Raw genomic sequence first — 13,632 nt, 5'->3', positions numbered from 1 at the left:
CACAACCTTCCGGAGAGCCGCCGGTCTGAAAGGACACACACCTACGCGAGCTACCGGGGGTAGTCATGCGACGGATAGGTACTGCGCTGGCCGCGACAATGCTGGCGGGCGGCGGCCTGCTGGCCGGCACGGTTCCGGCGGTGGCCGCGCCGGCGGCCGTGGACTGTGCCGTGACGTGGGGAAGCCTGGACAAGACCGGTGACGCCGTCGCCTCCAGGCGACTGACCGACGTGCGGACCGGACAGCACGAGTGCTTCGACCGCCTGGTCTTCGACGCCCAGGGCACGACGGCCGACCCGATCGGCTACACGGTCCGCTACGTCGACGTACTGCATCAGGACCCGAGCGACATCGTGGTTCCGATCAAGGGCGGAGCCATTCTGGAGATCTCGCTGTTCTCCTCGCGCTACGACCCGGCGACCGGACAGCCCTACCCGCCGCTTCCGTCCGCCAACGTCACCGGGTACCGGACCTTCCGGGAGTTCAAGGTCACCGGCGGCTCCGAGGGATATACCCAGGCCGGACTGGGCGTCCGTGCCCGGCTGCCGTTCCAGGTCTTCCAGACGGCCAACCATCTCGTGGTGGACGTGGCTCACACCTGGTGATCCCGTACGGCCCGGCTCGTCCGCCGCTCTTCGTCTCCGGTCTCCGGCCGCCGCATGCCCCTGAGGCGTACGGCGGCCGGCGGCATCGGCTCCGTGTCGGCAGGTCGGTCAGCAGGTAGGTACGTCCAGCCAAGCCGCGCCCTTGATGTAGATGTTGGTCATCCAGGAACCGTCCGTCAGCTTGGACCAGGCGTCGTTGGTGTAGCCCTCGGCCGTGACCTCCTGGGCGTGGGTCTGGCAGACGACGTTGACCGTGGTGGGCTGGGCGAAGTAGTCGACCACGCCGGCGTTGACGTTCGGCTGGCTGTGGGTGCGTACGCCGGTGCCCCAGGTCTGGTAGGGCTTGCTGCCTCCTGAGGGTGGCGGGGTGCTGCTGCCGCCGCAGTCCGGGATGCCGGGCAGCGAGGCCGGGCCCTTGATGTAGATGTTGGTCAGCCACGAACCGTCGGCCAGCTTGGACCAGATGTCGTTGGTGTAGCCCTCGGCGGTGACGGTCTCGGCGTGCTCCTGGCACTGGACGGACACCTGGGTCGGACCGGCGAAGGTGTCCACCACGGCACCGCGCACGCTCGGCGTGGAGCGGGTGCGCACCCCCGTGCCCCAGGTCTCGAAGACCGTACCGCCGTTCGCGGGTGGGGGAGTTGGCGTGCCCGAGCCGTTGACCCGGATCGCGCCCGCGTAGTCGCCGCCGGTGCGTACGGGCGCGACCCGGATGTGGGTGCCCGACTCGTACGCCTCGACCATCTGCCCGTTGCCCAGGTACATGGCGACGTGGTGGACGTGCCCGCTGCCCCAGAACATCAGGTCGCCCGGCAGCAGCGGGGCGCTGCCCTGCGCGGCGGAGAAGCGGGCCGAGGCCTGCGAGCTGTGGAACTGGTCGTCCGCCGTGCCGTTGAGCAGGTCCCTGCCGGTGGCCTGGTAGTAGGCGTAGCGCGTCAGGCCGGAGCAGTCGAAGCCCTTGCGTTCGTTGTCGTGGAGGCTGTCGGGGTCCGAGCCGTCGTAGTAGCCGTAACTGGCGCCCGGAGTGGCCGCGTGGCCGCCGCCCCAGCTGTACCAGACGCCGATCTGCGAACAGGCGGCGTTCACCGCGGCCTGCGCGATGGCCGAGGCGCCCGGTGCCAGGACACCGCAGGTGGCGTCCTGCGCGGCCGCGTGGGCCGGGGCGGAGACGAACGCGGACAGGGCGAGGACCGAGGCCCCCAGGAGCGCGCCGCTGGTCCGGCGGCGCGTGCTGCTGGTGTTCAAGGAAGTCTTCCTTCGTCGAGATGACGTCACCGGACGGGCCGGGGACGGCGGTTGGAGATGGCGGTGCGGACGTGCGTGCCGCTCCCCACCCCCGTGGGGGAGCGGCACGGGCTAGTGGCCGAGCGCGTCGCGCATCTTGGCCAGGCCGCGCATCCGGTTGCGCTGGACCGTGCCGCGGTGGGCGCCGAGGCGTTCGCCCGCGGTGTCGTGGCTGAGGCCCTCCAGGTCCACGAGGATCACCGCCGCGGCCTCCTTCTCGGAGAGCACGCGCAGCAGCGCCAGCGTGGTCTGGGACGCCTCGTAGGAGGCCAGTCCGCCGTCCCAGCCCGATTCGGGCAGCCGGTCGGTGGACTGCTCGCGCCGGGAGGGGTGCTGCCACGCGTCGCGCAGCAGGTTCATGGCGACGGTGCAGGTATAGGCGTACGGGTGCTGCTGCCGCGTCAGGTTCTGGGCGCGGGCGCGTCGGGAGAGCCGTAGGTAGGTCTCCTGCAGCAGGTCGTCGGCGTCGTGCGGGTTGCCGGTCAGGGCCAGCAGCCGGCGGCGCAGGCGTGGCATGTCGGCGGCGAAGGACGCGTCGAAGTCCTTCGGACTCATCCGGTCGCCGTCCTCGCGCCGCGGTGGCGGGACGGCGCAGGTTCTGGTCTCCATGCTGTTTCCCCCTCGGTCGTGAACTCGGTCGTGAACTCGGCGGTGAACTCGGCCGTACGGTGCGGTCGTTGTGTGTCCCGGTCGGTGGCTGGTCAGGCCGTCGGGCCGGGGGCGGCGGCTTGGGGTGCTGGAGGCTGGGGTCTTTTCTAACCAGTCAAAGTCCACTACGGCGGTTAGATTTGCCCCCGGCTTCCAGCACCCCCGGCCGTCGGGTCGGGTGGCGCGGCGGGGCCGTAGCGGGCGGCCGGTGCCCGGCGCAGCAGCGCCCAGTACCGGTCGCCGTACGACCAGTGCCACCATTCGGTCGGGTAGTTGACGAAGCCGGTCGCGTCGAGGGCCCAGCTCATGAGGGCCCGGTTGGCGCGGGCCTCGGCGCTGATGCCGGGCGCCTCGGTGCGGCAGGCGCCGTCGCTCTCCTCGGGGGTCGCGTTGACCTCCGTGCCCAGCGGCAGTTCCCGGCCGTCCCGGTCGCACAGCGTCAGATCTACGGCCCCGCCGCTGACGTGCGGTGCGACCTCCGGCGGGGAGATGTACGCGCTCGCCAGTTCGCGGATCCGCTCCGGCGACGCGTCCGGGTGGGCCCGGCGCATGGTCTGCGCGTACTGCTCGAAGTACTGGCGCTGCAGAGCGGGCGGCCGGTATCCCTCCACCACCAGGAACCGGACCCCGGCCGGCAGCAGCCGCTGGGCCCGCACCAGCCGCCGTAGCGCACCGGCCCTGAGGTGGGCGTAGTTGCCGTCGTCGTCGGCCTGCCGGGGGTCGATCCGCAGGTCGTCCGTGCCGCGCAGGTCGACCAGCGGTTCGCCGCAGTCGTCCTCCGCGACGGCGGCGACCCGGGCGTCCGAGAGCGTGATGATCTCTGTCACGTGCATCAGCATCGCGGACCGCGCTGCAAGTGCTCTGCAAGTTGCCTGTAGGCGGCCCACCAGGGCTTCTGCAGCCGTACGGACTACTTGGCGTCCGTCGTCGGCTCCTGCTCCTGTGCCTCGCGGCAGTCCAACTCCCGGAAGACGCCGAGTGCTTCGGCCCTGGCCGCCCGCGCCGCCGGCGCGTCGCCGTGTGCCTCCCGTACCTCTGCCAGGTCCCGGAGTGTGCGGGCCCGCCACAGGGGCAGCCGCAGGGTCTCCCAGGTCGACAGGGCCCGCTCCAGCGGCTCCCGCGCGCCGTCCGGATCGCCGGCGGCCAGATGCCACTCGCCGAGCGTGCGCAGGACGAGTGCCTCGCCGAAGCGGTCCTGGCGCTCGCGGGCCACGGTCAGGCAGCGGCCGAGCCGCGCCCGTGCCTCGTCGAGGCGGCCGAGCCTCAACTCCGTCTTGGCCAGCGACTGTTCGGTGTACATCACCCCGAAGGTGTCCCGCAGAGCCGCGAAGATCCGCAGTGCCTCGTGCAGCAGCCGCTCGGCGTCCGTGAGCGCGCCCTCGGCCCGGTCGCACAGGGCCAGCGACCGCAGGGTCAGCGCCTCGCCGTGCCGGTCGCCCTCCGCGCGGTACAGGTCCAGCGCCCGCGCGAGAGCCTCCCGGGCCCGCTCGCCGCGCCCCTGTTCCCGGTGCACGTATCCGATGCCGTACAGCACCCGGGCCCGGGCGCCCGGCCCGGCAGACTCCCCGTACCGCTCCAGCGCCGCGTCCAGCAGCTCCGACGCCTCGGCGTACCCGGCCTGTTCGCGGCGGGCCGTCCCCATCCCGGCGAGGGCGAGCGCCACGCCCTCGGGCACGTCACCGCGCGCCTCGAACAAGCGCAGGGCCTTGCCGAAGTAGGTGTACGAATCCTCGAACTCGTCCTGTTCATAGCGCAGTTGGCCCATCCCCGCGAGCAGCCACGCCTCTCCCTCGTCGTCCCCGCCGCGGTGTACGGCGGCCATGGCGGCGGCGTGCGAGCGGGACCAGGCGTCGAACTGGTTGTACAGGGCGGCCGAGCTCGCGATCAGCGCGCCGGCCAGATCGCGGGCGGCGCGGACCATGCCGTGGTCGGCGCAGTACTCAACTGCCGCGAGCAGACAGGCCTGTTCGGCGGCGAACCAGGACGTGGGCCGCTCCAGCAGCTCCTCCTCGGTCTCCGCGTCGAGGGGCCGTACGGCGGCCGGTTCGGGGAAGCGCCGGGCGGCTCCGCCCGGGCCGAGGGCGGCCGCCTTCTCGGCGAGGCCCAGCCAGGACGCCACCAGCCGCAGCACGGCCGCCGTACGCTCCTCCGGGCTCTCCTCGGACAGACAGCGCTCGCGGGCGTGTTCGCGGGCCAGGTCATGGATGCGGTACCGGCTGCGGCCCGTCTCGTCGACGCCGATCACGTCGATGAAGTGGCAGTCCACCAGCCGCTCCACCGCCTCCTCGGCCTCCTCCGTGCCGATGTCCAGCAGCGGGGCGGCGATCCAGGCCGCGAAGTCCGGCAGGTCGAGCAGCGCCAGCCGGCGCAGCGCCCGGCGCTCGGGCAACTCCAGGTCGGCGTAACCGAGTTCGAGGCTGGTGCGCAACTCCAGGTCCCCGGCGCGCAGTTCGCTCAGCCGGCGGCGTTCGTCACGCAGCCGGTCGGCGAGCCGGCCGGGCGCCCAGTGCGGGCGGGCCGCCAGCCGGGCACCCGCGATCCGCACCGCCAGCGGCAGCCGCCCGCACAGCGAGACGATCTCCGCCGCCCGCTCCGGCTCGGCGCTCGTCCGGTCCGGCCCGGCGACACGGCGCAGCAGTTCGAGCGCCTCCGCCTGACCGGGCACGGCCAGGTCCAGATGGGCGGAGCCCTCCAGCGCCACCAGCCGGCGCCGGCTCGTGACGAGGACGGCACAGCCCGGGCCGGGCGGCAGCAGGGGCCGTACGTGCGCCTCGCCCGCCGCGTTGTCCAGGATCAGCAGGACGCGCCGGTGCCCGATGTGGGTGCGGTACAGCCCCGTCAGCTCCTCGACCGAGGTCGGCAGGGTCTCGGGGTCGGCGCCCATGGCACGCAGCAGCCGGGCGAGGGCGTCGGCGGGCTGCAGCGGCGCGGTGTCGGCCGCCCGCAGGTCCACGAACAGGCGGCCGTCCGGGAAGAGTTCGGCCGTACGGTGGCCGACGTGCACGGCGAGTGCGGTCTTGCCCGTGCCGGACCGGCCGGAGATCACCCCGATCGGCGGAGCGGTACGGCCCGCCTCGTCGACCCCGCCCACCAGCGAGGCGGCCCAGGCGATCTGCTCGGAACGGCCCACGAAGTCGGCGATGTCCGGCGGGAGATGGGACGGTGCGGGGGTGGAAGTGGAGCGGTCGCCGGCCGGCGGCCTCGGGGGCCCGGCGGGCTCCCGCCCGGTCCGGTGCGGGCGTGCCGTGCCCGCCACCTGTGCGTCGTTCGTCAGTGCCGCCTGGTGCAGTGCCTGCAACTCCGGGCCGGGGTCGATGCCCAGCTCCTCGCGCAGGACCGCGCGGCCCTCCCGGTACGTACGCAGGGCATCGGAGACGCGGCCGGTGCGGACCAGCGCGGTCATCAGCTGGCCGCGCGGCCGTTCCCGCAGGGGGTGGGCGGCGACGTGTGCGAGCAGCGGGGCGATCGTCCGGTCCGCGCGGCCCAGATCGAGATGCAGTCCGAAGGACTCCTCCTGGGCGACGACCCGCAGTTCGGCCAGCCGGGACGCCTCGATCCGGGCGAAGTTCTGGGCCAGTCCTTCCAGCGCTTCCTGGCCGCGCCACAGCGCCAGCGCCTCGCCCAGCAGGTCGGCGGCCTCCTCGCGCCGGCCCGCCGCGGCGGAGGCCCGGCCGGAGGCGAGCAGGTTCTCGAACCGGCGGGCGTCGATCTGGGACGGGTCGAGGTCGGCGACATAGCCCGGCGGCCGCGTCCGGACCACGGCGTCCTGCGTGACCTGGGCCAGTGCCCGGCGTACGGCGGAGACATGGGTGGCCACCAGGGCGCCCGCGGTGGCCGGCGCCCGCTCGTCCCAGACGCAGTCCACGAGCCGCTCGGTGGAGAGCACCTCGCCGAGATGGACGACCAGCGCCGACAGGACCGCGAGGGGTCTGACGCCGCCGAGCGGGGCCCGCCGGTCACCGGCCCACACCTCCACCGGACCGAGCAGCCGCACTTCGAACATCGTTCCCCGATCGCCGCACCACCCGCCCGATGGAGCACGGCAAAGATAACGGCGAACATGCCCACGACATAGCGAAGGCACAGCAACGGCCGGACCGCCGTGACCGGATTCGATCGATTCGGCGGACCGGTGTCCCTCACCTGCGACGTCAGGGCAGGTGACGCGTCTGTTGTGCGCGCCCCTGTCAGGGGGCCGGTGCTCATCCCTCCTCCCACCGGTTGGCTGGTTCTCGCCGGTCGGCGAGGCCTGTCGCGTGCAGGGAGGACGGTTCGCCGGCCGCCCTCGTATGAGCGCCGGAGAAAGAAAAAACCCTTGTGGTCCAGGGGCATACGGACGGGACCCGTGGGGCGTCAACGGCTCGAAAGCACCACGTCCGTTCGAAGCACCACGTCCGTTCGACCCGAGCCCCGGGAGCCGCCGTATGCACCGCTGGACCTTGGCCCTGCTGACCGCCGGTCTGCTGGCGACGACGGCCACCGGATGCGCGGGCACCACGACCGTCCCCGGGGCGTCCGCCGGCAGCACTCCCCGGGCCGCGGGCAGCACGGCGGAGACGCTACGGCTCGCGGAGCAGCTCCTCATCAAGACGTGCATGGAGAAGGAGGGACACAAGTACTGGGTCGAGCCGCCCAGCCCCGACGACGTCTCGGTCCGGTTCCCGTACGTCGTGGACGATCCGGCATGGGCCGGGGCTCACGGTTACGGCACCGATCTGCGGCGGCAGCGGGAGGCCGAGGTCCGGAGCGACCCCAACCAGCGGTACTTCCACTCCGTGCCGGCCGAGGCCAGGGCCGTCCTGGTCGGCGACCTCAACGGGGCGCGGCCGCAAGGGCTTTCGGCCCGGCTCCCGAACGGCATACGGGTCACCCACAGCGACCAGGGCTGCCAGGCCACCGCCCAACGGCAGCTGTACGGGGACCTCCAGGCCTGGTTCCGGGCCACCCGGGTCACCGACAGCCTGGCCGGTATGCGCGTCGGCCTCGTGACGGACGACAAGCGCTACAAGGCGGCCGTCAAGCCGTGGGCGCGCTGCATGCGCGAGCGGACGTACACCTACGCGGACCCCGCCCGGGCCCGCGCCGCGGCCACCCTGCCGGAGACTCCGTGGCCGCATGCCAAGGAGGTACGGCTGGCCTCGGCCGAGGCGGCCTGTGCCGTCTCCAGCGGCCTGTCGTCCGTGGCCGAGTCCCTGGACTCCGAGTACCGGGACCGGCTGCGGCGGAGCCACCCCCGGGAGACGGCCGATCTGGCGCGCCTCAAGCGCGAGGCGCTGCCCCGGGCCCGCGCGATCGTCGCGCAGGACGACTGAGCCCGGCTCGTCTCCTACGCCCCCAACACACACAGACCACCACGGCCGTCGAGCCGTGGGCGCATCACCCCACCGTGGGCCCATCACCCCACTCACATCACAACGAAACGAGGGAAACCATGTCCGTCAAGCGTCTCCTCACCGTCGCGGCCTCGGCCGCCGCAGTCGCCGCGCTCTTCTCCCCGGTCTCCAGCGCCAGCGCGCTGGACGCGGGCACCCAGAAGACCGCGACCGCGCAACTCGCCGGGGACGGCTACCTCCACGTCTACACCCAGCCCTACGGCGGCGGCCGCGAGTGCAAGTGGTCCGGCAACTCCGACAACTGGGGCAGCTGCCGCAACCTGACCTCCGACATCTGGAACAACGGCTACGCGGGCGGCCTGGACGCCGTCGACCTGTACACCGCCCCCAGCGCCGGCGGCGCGCACGCCTGCATCAGCCAGGGCGACAGCTGGCCCGACACCACGACCGGCGAGTACCGCTTCACCTACGGCGCGGGCCTGTCGCAGTTCGGCAAGAGCGTCAACAACAACATCTCCTCGCACCGCTGGGTGGACTACTGCAGCCAGGGCTGAGTCCCCGACGGGCTCGCCCCGGTACGCCTGGGCACAGGCGTACCGGGGCGAGCCGCGCGTGCCGGCACCGGGTGCGTGCTCAGCAGGGCACTCCGCTCACCCTGTTGAGCTGGCTGTCCGGGACCCAACCCGCCCATCCGCCGGTGGAGTTGTCGCGGACGTAGTTCCACCCCACTCCGCCGATGTAGCGGTAGCAGTGGAGGTCGACGACATGGGTCTTCTGGCCCTCGGCGCATGCGCCGGCGGAGGTGGAGGCGGTCTGGCGGAGCTTGGTCGCGTTGTTGATGAAGTACGTGCCCCACGGAGAGGAGTCCTTGTCGGTGGGCGCCCAGTAGGAGCCGGCGGTCTCGCACGGCTTCCAGGCGTCGGCGGCCTGAGCCGTGCCCGACAGGAGGACGCCCTGCAGCCCGGCGGCGACGGCGAGCACGGTCGCCGCGGTGGCGAGGCGGGAGGTCAACGATGTCATCGAGAGCCCTTTCTGGATTCTTCCCGGATTCTTCGCGGTGTGTTCCGCGGACGACGATGACAAGACGGCCCTGTGGGGAGGCTGAAGGTTCCTGAAAGGCCTTCAGCCTCCCCACAGGGCCCGGCCGCCATGCTGGGGCCATGCGAATACTCGTGGTCGAGGACGACCGCCGGCTTGCCGAATTACTGCGCCGTGGACTCGTGGACGAGGGGTACGCCGTCGACCTCGTCCACGACGGGCGACGGGGCCTGGAGATGGCGCTGGAGAACACCTACGACGCGGTGGTGCTCGATGTCATGCTCCCGGGACTGAACGGCTTCGGGCTGTGCGGCCGGCTGCGTGAGGCGGGCAGGTGGATGCCCGTGCTGATGCTCACCGCCATGGACGGTGAGTACGACCAGGCCGAAGGGCTCGACCTCGGCGCCGACGACTACGTCACCAAGCCGTTCTCCTTCGTCGCGCTGGCCGCCCGGCTGCGCGCGCTGATCCGCCGGGGCCGTCCCGAACGGCCGGCCGTGCTGCGCGTCGGCGACCTGGAGATCGACCCGGCCGCCCGCCGCTGCCGACGCGCGGGCACGAACGTCGTGCTGACGGCACGTGAGTTCGCCGTCCTGGAGTACCTGGCCCGCCGCGGAGGGGAGACCGTGTCCAAGGGCGAGGTCCTCGAACACGTCTGGGACGACCGCTTCGACGGTGACGTCAACCTCGTCGAGGTCTATGTGAGCGCGCTGCGCCGCAAGATCGACGTGCCCTTCCAGCGGCACACCATCCGCACGGTCCGCGGGGTCGGCTACCGGCTCGACGCCGTGGAAAGGAGCGGGCCGTGACCTGGGGCCGTGCCGGACACCTGCTGCGCCGCCTGCGACCGGCCACCATCCGTACGCGACTGGCCCTCCTGGCCGCCGTCGTCACCCTGGTTCCGCTGAGCGCGGGCGCGGTGCCCATCGCGCTCATGGAGCGCGCCTCCCTGCTGCAGGGCGCCGCCCGCCGGACATCCGCTGCGGCCGCGGACGTCACCACGCTGTTGCACACCGCCGTGGACCTGCCCGACTGCACCCGGTCCTTCCAGCGGGTACAGCGTCTCAGCAACAAGAACATCAGCCTGTGCCTGCCCACACGGCAGGTGGGTCCGAGCGCGGGAAAACTGTCACTGCTTCCCTGGGCCGACCCGGCCGGCGGACCCGTACCGATCCGCACCCTCGTCAACCGGTCGTACATGGAACCAGGCCTGTCCCCGAGCAATGTCGTCATCGCTCAGTCCCTCGACGCCGAACAGGCCCGCCTGAACACCGTCGTCCGGATTCTCCTCGGTGCCGTCGCGGGGATCACCCTGCTGGTGTCGGGCACGACATGGTTCGTCGTGGGGCGGGTGCTGCGCCCGGTCGAGGCGATCCGCGCCGACTTCGCCGACCTGAGCGCGCACCACCTCGACCGGCGGGTCCCGGTCCCGCGCACGGGCAATGAGATCGCCCGCCTGGCCCTCACCATGAACTCCACGCTCGACCGCCTGCACAAGGCCGTCGACCAGCAGCGCCAGTTCACCGCGGACGCCTCCCACGAACTGCGCACACCGCTGGCGTGTCTGCGCACCGAGCTCGAACTCGCCCTGAACAACCCCGCCGCGGCCGACTGGCCGCGGACCGTCCACGATGCCCACCGGGACACCATCCGCCTGCAGGACCTGACCGAGAACCTGCTGCTGCTGGCCCGCCTCGACTCCCAGCACGGCGGCCCGGAACCGCGTCGGACCGTCGACCTCACCGACCTCGTGCGTGAGGAGACCGCGCGTCGCCGCCCGCCACCCGGCATCGTCCTCGACGTCTCCCCGCCACCCGGCCCGGTGACGGTGCGAGGCCATCACGCCCTGCTCGCCCGGGTGCTGGGCAACCTCCTCGACAACGCCGAACGCCACGCGGCCGGCACTATAACCGTCCGCCTGACCCACGACGCCGCACGCCGCCAGGCCGTCCTCGACGTCCGGGACGACGGCCCCGGCATTCCACACCACGACCGCCGGCGGATCTTCGAACGCTTCACCCGCCTCGACGACGTACGCACCCGCGACACCGGCGGCACCGGCCTCGGTCTGGCCATCGCCGAGCGCATCGCCGTCACGCATCACGGCACCCTCACGCTGACCCCGAGCGACCGCGGCGCCCACTTCACCCTGCGACTCCCCACGCACGAGGAGGCCGTCGAAGACCGGCCGGTTCCGTGACGGTCATCACGGCCGTATCTCCCTGGAACCGCGTGACGTCCGATAAGCGAGGAACGTCGGTTGATCGCCGTTGATCGTTGCTTTCATTCGCCGTGCGGAGCTTGTGCGGCAGTGGGTGGGCATGTGGGGCACCCTGACCAGGAACGCTGCCAGCTGGAAGGTTGTTGCGGCACCCGCCGCCGTCACGTGAATCAACCGGGATCCGGGGTCCGGAGCGCCCCCCGCGCGCCCCGGACCGTGGACCCCCCATTCCCCCGTCGTCGTTCAGCTCTTGGATGCCCCGTGAACACGGGAGAATTGGGCGCCGGATGTGCTGCGGTCGGATGCCCCCGGCATATCGACCGCAGCACGCGCCTCGGGTTCGTCCGAAGGCATGATCAGTGCGCCCGTTCCCCCATGGGGCGCGCCCCCGTGCCCGTAGGCTCCGGCACAGACAGCTTCCCCGGTCATCGGGCCGGTCCGGAGGGGTCGGGTGTTGCCAGCGGGTATTTGGCAACACCGTTCGGGCGGTGTGTTGTTGGGGGGATGGTCATCGAGTACGACGGGTTCGGCGCCGAGTTACGCAGGCGTCGCATCGCGGCAGGCATGTCGCTGAACGAGCTGGCCGGCAAGGTGTACTGCAGCCGCAGCTTCCTGAGCCGCGTGGAGAACGGGCGCCGCAGGGCGTCCCTGGAGTTGGCCCAGCTGTGCGACGAGGTGCTGGGTGCCAAGGGTGCGCTGGTCGGGCTGGCGCCGCTGCCCGGGTCGGACGCCGTACCGAAGGTGGTCCGGGGCGGGGCGGGTGAGCGGGCTCCCGGCGCGGTCAAGTCGCCGGAGAGGGAAGGGCGTTCGGCCGTCGGCCCGGACCGTGCCGAGTTCCGGCGGCTGCTGAGGCGCGGTGACCTCAGCCATACCGCGGGCGGGATGCGGGAGGCCGAACGGCACTACACGGCCGCCTATCACAGCGCTGAGGGCGATCCGCGCGCGCAGGCCGAGGCCGTGATCAGGATGGCGCGCCGCTGGTCCGATCCCGGGCAGGTCGACCGTGAGCTGCTCCAGTCGATCCGGGGCTGTCTGGCCGCGCTGGACGGCGACGGCGGCGCGGAGGCGGCGGGGCTGCGGCTGCGGCTCGAAGCGCATCTGGCGAAGAAGATGGCCCTGGCGGTCAGTCAGGACACCGCGGCGGGACTGGCGGGACCCGCCGAGGGAGCGCGGCTCGCCGAGGAGACACTGCGCCGATTACCCGACGACGGCGACGACGAGGTGCGCTGCGAGGTCCTCACCGAGTGCCGCTGGGCGCGCTACGACTTCATGCCGGCCCCCGAGTCGCTGATCCTCTCCGAGCGGTTGCGCGAGGCCGCGGCCCGGCAGGACTCGCCCTACTTCCGCGGTGAGGCCCTGATGGCCGTCGCCATCGACCAGCTCCGCAACGGCAGGATCTTCAGCGCCCTCGCCACCGCGAACCAGTACCGCAAGCACGCCGCCGAGACCCAGAGCGCCCTCGCCCTGTGGCAGCGGCACACCCTCGACGCCCTGCTCGACCTGTGGCACGGCCGGTTCGACGCCGCCGCCGAGTGGATCTTCGTGGAGTCGCTGAAGTTCATCGAACTGCTCCGCGCCGACTACGCCGTCCCCGCGGACAACCTCACCCAGACCCGCCTCGGCCAGGCTTACTGGCTGCTGAGGCAGCAGGGCAGACTGGCCGAACTGTTCACCTCCGACCTGGCCGGCGACGTCGAGCGCCACGCCTACTTCCCGGTCTGGCGGGCCGGCCTGGCCCTCGCCCTGTGCGAGACCGGGCAGCACGCCGAGGGCGCGGACTTCTTCCTCGGCTGCGTCGCCGACGTAGACCGGTTCCCGCCGTCGGGCTGGGCCGTCCCCGCGCTCGTCCTGCTCGCGGAGGTCTGCGCGGCGCTGGACCTGGAGGGCGGATTCGAGGCCGAGTTGGCGCCGGTGCTGCCCACGCTCCGCGCGCGCCTGGCCCCGAACGACGGCCAGCAGCTCGCCCTGGGCGGCTGGCCCACGGTCCTCGTCGGCCCGACCGCCCGCGCCTGCGGCGTCCTCGCCCTGGCCGCGGGCGAACCGGAGACCGCCCTCGAACACTTCCGCCAGGCCGCGGTCCCGGCCCGCTCCTCCCAGCCCGAACTCGCCCGCCTCCGCCTGGCCCAGGCCCGCGCCGTGCGCCGCGTGGGAGGCCCGGGGAGCGAGCCGAACGCGGTACGGCTGCTGCGGGAGGCGTCTCGGGGGGCGGAGACGTACGGGATGACGTGGCTGGGGGCGCAGTGCGAGGGGTTGTTGGGGGCGCCGGGGCGGGGGTGAGTGGGGTGTTCCCTGCGGGCGTCCGCGCGACGGCCCCGGAAACCGGTGGACTTGGTGTGTGCAGGCGGTGTTCATGCTGTGAACTAGGTCACATCGCCTTCCGTGTCCGGCGTCCCGCCTCGTCGCCCCGGCGCCACCCCCGGAGTCACCCGGACCACCCTCTGCCCCGCACCTCACCGTAGGTAGTCAGCCAAAACGTCTTCGTGGCCGCCGAATTGGCGGCGAA

The 13,632-nt window shown here is 72.5% G+C and carries 11 protein-coding genes; 6 read left to right on the top strand and 5 right to left on the bottom strand.

Annotation, left to right across the window (positions count from 1 at the left end; genetic code table 11):
- Window positions 1-65: 65 nt before the first annotated feature.
- Window positions 66-605, top strand: coding sequence for a hypothetical protein (locus tag OG496_RS19255; RefSeq protein WP_398876549.1), 540 nt, complete (start codon window positions 66-68; stop codon window positions 603-605).
- 108 nt (window positions 606-713) lie between these two features.
- Here OG496_RS19255 and OG496_RS19250 read toward each other — a convergent pair whose 3' ends face one another.
- The 4 genes from OG496_RS19250 to OG496_RS19235 form a co-directional block, all read right to left on the bottom strand.
- Window positions 714-1,850 (bottom strand): C40 family peptidase, encoded by a 1,137-nt coding sequence (locus tag OG496_RS19250; protein WP_366491189.1) that lies wholly within the window; start codon window positions 1,848-1,850, stop codon window positions 714-716.
- A 111-nt stretch (window positions 1,851-1,961) separates the two neighbouring features.
- Window positions 1,962-2,498: an RNA polymerase sigma factor gene (locus OG496_RS19245; RefSeq protein WP_405971735.1), complete on the bottom strand. Its 537-nt coding sequence runs from the start codon at window positions 2,496-2,498 to the stop codon at window positions 1,962-1,964.
- A gap of 173 nt (window positions 2,499-2,671) precedes the next feature.
- Window positions 2,672-3,364, bottom strand: coding sequence for a M15 family metallopeptidase (locus OG496_RS19240; protein WP_405971734.1), 693 nt, complete (start codon window positions 3,362-3,364; stop codon window positions 2,672-2,674).
- 83 nt (window positions 3,365-3,447) lie between these two features.
- Window positions 3,448-6,540 (bottom strand): AfsR/SARP family transcriptional regulator, encoded by a 3,093-nt coding sequence (locus tag OG496_RS19235; RefSeq protein ID WP_405971733.1) that lies wholly within the window; start codon window positions 6,538-6,540, stop codon window positions 3,448-3,450.
- A 421-nt stretch (window positions 6,541-6,961) separates the two neighbouring features.
- Between OG496_RS19235 and OG496_RS19230 the strand changes: the two genes are divergently transcribed.
- A complete protein-coding gene (locus OG496_RS19230) occupies window positions 6,962-7,849 on the top strand; it encodes a hypothetical protein (protein WP_405971732.1) in 888 nt (295 codons plus the stop codon).
- A 119-nt stretch (window positions 7,850-7,968) separates the two neighbouring features.
- Window positions 7,969-8,424, top strand: a complete 456-nt coding sequence (locus tag OG496_RS19225) for a hypothetical protein (protein ID WP_405971731.1) — start codon at window positions 7,969-7,971, stop codon at window positions 8,422-8,424.
- A gap of 79 nt (window positions 8,425-8,503) precedes the next feature.
- Here the strand turns inward: OG496_RS19225 and OG496_RS19220 are convergent, their stop codons facing one another.
- Complete coding sequence (locus OG496_RS19220; RefSeq protein WP_366491195.1) at window positions 8,504-8,890, bottom strand: hypothetical protein; 387 nt, start codon at window positions 8,888-8,890, stop codon at window positions 8,504-8,506.
- Between the two features lie 140 nt (window positions 8,891-9,030).
- Between OG496_RS19220 and OG496_RS19215 the strand changes: the two genes are divergently transcribed.
- From OG496_RS19215 to OG496_RS19205, 3 genes are all read left to right on the top strand, one after another.
- Window positions 9,031-9,717, top strand: coding sequence for a response regulator transcription factor (locus OG496_RS19215; RefSeq protein ID WP_366491196.1), 687 nt, complete (start codon window positions 9,031-9,033; stop codon window positions 9,715-9,717).
- Entirely contained in the window at window positions 9,714-11,108 is a 1,395-nt protein-coding gene (locus tag OG496_RS19210; protein WP_405971730.1) for a sensor histidine kinase, read from the top strand. The genes OG496_RS19215 and OG496_RS19210 overlap by 4 nt, the downstream gene beginning before the upstream one ends.
- A gap of 525 nt (window positions 11,109-11,633) precedes the next feature.
- Entirely contained in the window at window positions 11,634-13,406 is a 1,773-nt protein-coding gene (locus tag OG496_RS19205; protein WP_405971729.1) for a helix-turn-helix domain-containing protein, read from the top strand.
- Window positions 13,407-13,632: the final 226 nt, after the last annotated feature.

Origin of the sequence: Streptomyces sp. NBC_00988 (assembly GCF_045162645.1) — a bacterium.
In the GTDB taxonomy this organism is placed as follows: domain Bacteria; phylum Actinomycetota; class Actinomycetes; order Streptomycetales; family Streptomycetaceae; genus Streptomyces.
This window is presented reverse-complemented; position numbering and strand designations above follow the sequence as displayed.